Origin of the sequence: Lysinibacillus sp. LK3 (assembly GCF_001043675.1) — a bacterium.
Classification (GTDB): domain Bacteria; phylum Bacillota; class Bacilli; order Bacillales_A; family Planococcaceae; genus Lysinibacillus; species Lysinibacillus capsici.
The window spans coordinates 21,213-27,212 of sequence record NZ_LDUJ01000008.1 but is presented as its reverse complement, the minus strand read 5'-3'; the positions used below and the strand labels follow the sequence as shown (position 1 = coordinate 27,212).

At 36.0% G+C, this 6,000-nt stretch carries 4 protein-coding genes; 2 read left to right on the top strand and 2 right to left on the bottom strand.

The features are described from left to right. A partial coding sequence (locus tag VK91_RS06135) for an aldehyde dehydrogenase family protein (protein ID WP_048391719.1) occupies nucleotides 1-215 on the top strand: 215 nt, incomplete at its 5' end. 274 nt (nucleotides 216-489) lie between these two features. Then, a complete protein-coding gene (locus VK91_RS06130) occupies nucleotides 490-2,457 on the top strand; it encodes an S-layer homology domain-containing protein (RefSeq protein ID WP_048391717.1) in 1,968 nt (655 codons plus the stop codon). A gap of 357 nt (nucleotides 2,458-2,814) precedes the next feature. On the opposite strand, the gene VK91_RS06125 is transcribed toward VK91_RS06130, so the two are convergent. Together VK91_RS06125 and VK91_RS06120 are read right to left on the bottom strand one after the other, a co-directional pair. Beyond that, a complete protein-coding gene (locus tag VK91_RS06125) occupies nucleotides 2,815-4,737 on the bottom strand; it encodes an N-acetylmuramoyl-L-alanine amidase (RefSeq protein WP_053075686.1) in 1,923 nt (640 codons plus the stop codon). 233 nt (nucleotides 4,738-4,970) lie between these two features. Further along, a complete protein-coding gene (locus VK91_RS06120) occupies nucleotides 4,971-5,882 on the bottom strand; it encodes a C40 family peptidase (protein ID WP_009371892.1) in 912 nt (303 codons plus the stop codon). Nucleotides 5,883-6,000 lie beyond the last annotated feature (118 nt).

Genomic DNA, 6,000 nt, shown 5'->3' with positions numbered 1-6,000 from the left:
CAGGCGCTGTTATCACAACAAACCGCATGAACCTAGAAAAAGCACGTGAAGAATTCCATGTAGGAAACCTTTACTTCAACCGTGGCTGTACAGGTGCTATCGTAGGTTACCAACCATTTGGTGGCTTCAACATGTCAGGTACAGATTCAAAAGCAGGTGGCCCAGACTACCTACAACTGCATATGCAAGCAAAAACAACTTCAGAAATGCTTTAATTTTTACTTCAATAAAATGCCGTACATTGTTTCTTAGTAAGCAATGTACGGCATTATTTTTTGGGGATAACACAAATGACATATATAATAGAAGAAACTCATGTGAATTTCGGTTCACTTTCCTTCCCTATTTAAAACTAACTTTCACACCAAATTATAAAAGCATACTTATTGCCTATAAAACGCTGGTATATTTTATGGCATTTCTAACATTTGACCCTTATCTTGATTGTATAACTTTGTTAAAATGATATCAGTTTAGGAGGGTAAAACTATGAAAAAACTATCAATTTTTATGTTGCTCATGATGCTTGTTAGTCTAGTCATTTGGCAGCCTCAATCTGTCTATGCAGACGAGCTATCAGGACATATGCATGAAAGTGGTCTACGCTATTTAATTCAGAAAGATGCATTACTAAAGGATGCAAATGGAAGCTATCGTCCAAATGCTACGGTTACACGCGGTGAATTCGCCACATACATAGCAAAAGCATTAAATTTGGACACAAAGAACGAGATAACGTTTACAGATGTGTCAGACACATATTTATTTGCAAATGAAATTAAGCTTGCCGCAACTGCTGGAATTATTACTGGTTATACGGATGGCTCATTTAAGCCAGATGACCGTATTTCAAGAGAGCATATGGCAGTGATGCTAATCAGAGCAGTTGATTATTTAAAAATACCAAAAGGTACTTCTTCTATTACCTTCAAAGACAATACAACTATTTTTAAAGATTTCCGTGAGGATGTTGCAATCGGTGCACAATTAGGACTTATTAAAGGAAGCTCCAATGGCATGTTTTTACCAAGAGACAATGCCACAATTGGTGAGGCATCGACATTTATTCTACGATTAATGCTTCTTGCTGATCAGCTTGACGCTGGTAAAAATGAAAACAATGGTAACTCCGAAAATAACGGTAATACTAATAATGGGAACAACAATAATACTGGTAATAACGGTAATACTACTGCATATATCGTCAAAGAAGTTTCCAATGGTAACTTGGTAGACAAACAAACCTTTACTAGCTTTGAAGCAGCTGAAAAGGCGATGACGACTAATTCCTTAGTGATTACTCAAAATGATAAAATTATTAAAATGACTTCAGGTTATGTTGTAACGAATAATTATGTTGCTCTAAATTCTGAAACGATTAAGGATCAAATCGCAGTTGCGGGTAATACAGAAATGGAGTATCTAGGTAGTGATGCCACACAAGTAAAAGTACGCTTAGCTGGTCATACTGGCTATTTAAAGCAGGCTGACGTTACCTTAATTCCTTCTGCTTTAGTGAAAGGCCGTTCTTATTACACAAATGAGTACGGTGAAATAAAACATACTTTATATGATTATAAAACTAATAAATATTCTGCTAGTTACGTGTATGGCAAGGCACCTAGCTTTATGAAGCAGGGTGAGAAATACTTTAGCTGGGATGGCATCAACTTTACCAATGCTGATGGTTCTTCAAAGGGAGAAGCCTATAACTACTATCAGTTCTTACCAGCTCGTGCAGCAACTCAATATACAGCAGATGAGCTAGATCAATATATTGTGGGAAAATTAGCAGAGGTTGAAAGCTCAGGTGCTTCGATTTATAAAAATGCCACAACTAAAAGTAAACTACTTGGTTTAGGCTCTGTATTAAAAGAAGTGGAAGCCAATTCTCATATCAATGCTATGCTAATTTTATCCTTAGCACAGCATGAGAGTGCCTATGGTATGAGTGATCACGCTCAAAATCTAAACAATCTATTTGGCTTATATGTCTATGATACAAATCCACTAAACAAGAAGTTTGATAGTGTGGAAGCCAATATTAATGAGCTAGTTGAAAAATTCCTTCAGCCAAATTATATTACGCCAGGTGGACGTTATACAAATGGCGCAGTTGTTGGTTCCAAGGCTATCGGCTTCAACGTAAAATACGCTTCAGATCCATTCTGGGGGGCAAAAATTGCAGGACATTACTATCGTGCAGAAAAAGCTTTAGGCTTTAAGGATGCAAATAATCCCTATAAAATCGCTCTCACAACAACTGCTGGACTAAATGTTCGTGCAGATGCATCAACTAGTCAAAGTCCACTTTTCACATTTAGTAAAAGTAATATGCCTGTCATCGTTACAGATACAAGCGCAAATGGTTGGTATCAAATTGTTTCAGATAAACTAAACACTGAACCTGGATATATAAGTAAGGATTATATTAAATTCATCAATACCGTGAAATAACGTAAATGGCTGTCTCTTAATAAATGAGACAGCCATTTACTGTTGTTGAAAAAAAGATAAAGTCACTAGCGGAAAGAGGCCTTTCATAAGGCAGGAGGTTGATTTCCGTTTCGCCAGGGTCTCATCTGTGACGCTAGCGCGTTGGCTCCTCTCCAATCACCCATGTGCAAAAGTGTCTTTTCCTTATCTTTCATACTAGCTAGCTAGCAAGCAATCTAATTAGCTTTTATTTGTATGATTAGAGAAAATTTTATGGCCATTTTATCAATTAGTTTGTATTTTTCTTATATGGGTATATAGAGAATAAGAAAAACGATCCCAAAGGCTAGTACACCTTTGGAATCGTCTCTTAATCAATTATTGTTTTTTATAATATTGCAAAATACCATTATAAATAGATTCTGCAAATAATTTAACGTATTGATCATTTGTCATTTTACTGTTATCCTCTGCATTCGTTAAGAAACCAAGTTCTACTAGAATAGAAGGGATCACCATATTACGAATTACGTAGTATTGCTCTTGCTTGACACCACGGTTTTTCATATTTAAATTGTTGACAATTTGATTATTAACATATGTCGCTAAATCAATGTCTTCCTGATACATATCTCCTGTAGATATTGCATAATATGTTTCAGTACCAGACGCTGACGTATTAGCAGCAGAGTTGACATGAACACTTACAAAAATTTCACCATAGTTTGCTTGTGTAAAGTCTACGCGATCTTGTAAGGATGGATACGTATCACCAGTACGTGTCATATAAACTTTTGCACCAGCATTCTCTAGTAATTGTTTCACTTGTGTGCTGACTTTTAATGTAATGTTCTTTTCAGAAGCAGAGCCCTTTACTGTACCTGGATCTTTACCACCATGACCTGGGTCTAGGATGATAATACGATTTTGTAAAGGTTTAGCTGTTTGATTTAATAGTTTCAAATAAGACTTGTGAACATAGCCTGATTGGCCATTATAGGTGATTTCTGCCCAGTAACCATTGATGTTATTAACTTGGACATACTCTCCTTTATTCAGCTTAAATAACACGGCTGATGTAGAGTTACTTTGACTGCGAACATTTAAATTAGCTACCGTTACTCTTCCTAGCACATCACCAGAAGCTGGTGGTGTTGGATCTGGATTTGGAGTAGGATTTGGCTTTTCTTCCTCCACAATATCCGTAGTGCTATTCGCTACAATATAACCTGGTAAACCATTTACTTGTGTTAAGTAGTAGCCACCAGTTGTTTTGTAAACGGGAAGCTTTTCGTTCGCTTTAATCGATGAAATGACTTTTGCTGAAGATGTAGGCTTCACATATAAATTGACAGCATTTTTTGTCGTTACTTCTTTTTCGACTGTTCCTAACGCATTACCATCTGCATCTACAAATTCTGCATATTGCTTATAGATGTAGGCATATGCGCCTTTATAAGTAACCTTTAGCCAATTACTTTCAACAGCGTAGACTGATAATTTACCGCCTGTATTGACTTTGCCTACAATGTTCGTGCTTGAAGTAGAATCTTTTGTCTTACGGATGTTTAACCCATCTGTAGTGACCTTCACTAAGCCAATGACCTGTGATGTATCTGGAACTTGTACACCTTTTACAGGAAGCTCTAATCGATATTTTTCACTGTTTGCACGTGCAACGAATAATGAAAATTGAGAACGTGTTACAGTGCTATTCGGTAAATACGTATTACCTGTTCCGTTGGTGATGCCATTATAATAGATTGTATTGATGTATTTCACATATTCATGTGTAATTCCTACATCAGTAAAAGGTGAGTCGATCCCCTCATACTCACTAGTATCTAAATTAAAAGCCTTTGTTAATACATAACTCATTTCTCCACGAGTTAGAGGCTTATTTGGTAAGAATTGACCTTTTATATTTTTGTCGAAAAATCCTAGCTGTACAGCACGTTCTATATAACCTGACATTTCAGTGCCGACTGTAACATCTGAAAAGCTAGATTTATTTACAACTAATGGTTTATTACCAGAGGCAACAACAACCATTTTAGCTGCTTGTCCTCTTGTAACACTATTATTTGGGCCAAAGACTCTCTTACCATTCACAAAGTAACCTTGAATTACCCCCAAATTTACTAAATAATTGATTTCTTCATAGGCTGGGTGATTTTTAGTAACATCTTCAAATGTTATATTTGAATTGTTAGCTGCACTGACACTTGCACTATGTATCGTAAACATAGAAGCCGAAATGAATAAGACGCACAAGATAAGACTAATTTTTTTGATGTTCAATGTCTTATTTCCTCCCTTCTTGTTCTCTTAACGTGTCCATTTTAACAAAATTAGCTAAATAAAGCATCATACAATAGAACTGTTAAAATTTAATTTTCCAATTCACATCCTTTCCTACAAAATTATCATAAAAATAGAAGAGTCTGCTATTGCAAACCCTTCTTCCATTATACGCTATTCAAAAGATCATTTCTTGCAATCTATGACACAATTAAAGTGTTAACTTTATGAACTTATTGTTGAATTCTTTCAATAAATACTTTTAATTGTTCGATTTTTAGTAATTCATCAGAACCGAAGCTACCGTCTCCGTCACCATTTGTAATGCCATTTGACGCTAGAGTAGAAACATATTCATTAGCCCAGCTCTTTTGAGGCACATCACTAAAAGCTACACTTCCACCATTATTTTCAAGACCAAATGCTAGCACTAATACTTTAGCAATTTGTGCACGCGTAATTGGTGAAGACGGGTTGAATTTACCATTTGCATCGCCTTCAAAGATACCTAATTTTGCTACAGCTGCAATAGCACCTGCATGAGCATATGTAGGTTTTACATCTACGAAACTAGTAGTAGTATCAGATGTATCTAAGTTTAAAGCTTTTGCAATTTGTACTGCTACCTCTGCACGAGAAGCATATACGGAAAAGTCAATAGCTGCTTGTTTTACTTCAGCTTGTTGTTGAGCATCAAATGTTGCCACACGTTTAGCACCTACATAACGATCGCCCCAATAATATGGGTCATTAACATTTGAGTAGCTTACACCTTGACCAGTTTGAGAGTGGATCATTTTACCATCACCTATGTATATCCCCACATGTGAAATACCACTACCACTTGTATTGAAAAATACTAAATCGCCAACTTGAAGATCACTCTTGGCAACTGCAGTACCTTGTTGATATTGAGATCCCGACGTACGGTTTAATTGAATGCCTAAGTCTGAAAATACTTTAGAAGTAAAGCCAGAGCAATCAAAACCGCTTGTTGTTGTACCGCCGTATTTATATGGAACACCTAAATATTTAGAAGCTGTATCAGTTAAATCTGCTTTAGACGCTGCTTCAGCAGTATTAATATTAGTAGTTGAAAATAACATAAATGATGCAAAAATCGGTAATAACCATTTCTTATTCATACTTTTGTTATACCCCTCTCAAAACTTTTTTGCCTATACATAGACTATCACAAAAGAGGCGAATGTTATTTTTCAATTGTGTAACGGTTTTAGACAGCAAAAAAACGCTGTAATACCA

Coding starts and splice junctions, on each gene's coding strand:
- VK91_RS06120 (WP_009371892.1), bottom strand. CDS start 5,882: ATGAATAAGAAATGGTTATTACCGATTTTTGCATCATTTATGTTATTT.
- VK91_RS06130 (WP_048391717.1), top strand. CDS start 490: ATGAAAAAACTATCAATTTTTATGTTGCTCATGATGCTTGTTAGTCTA.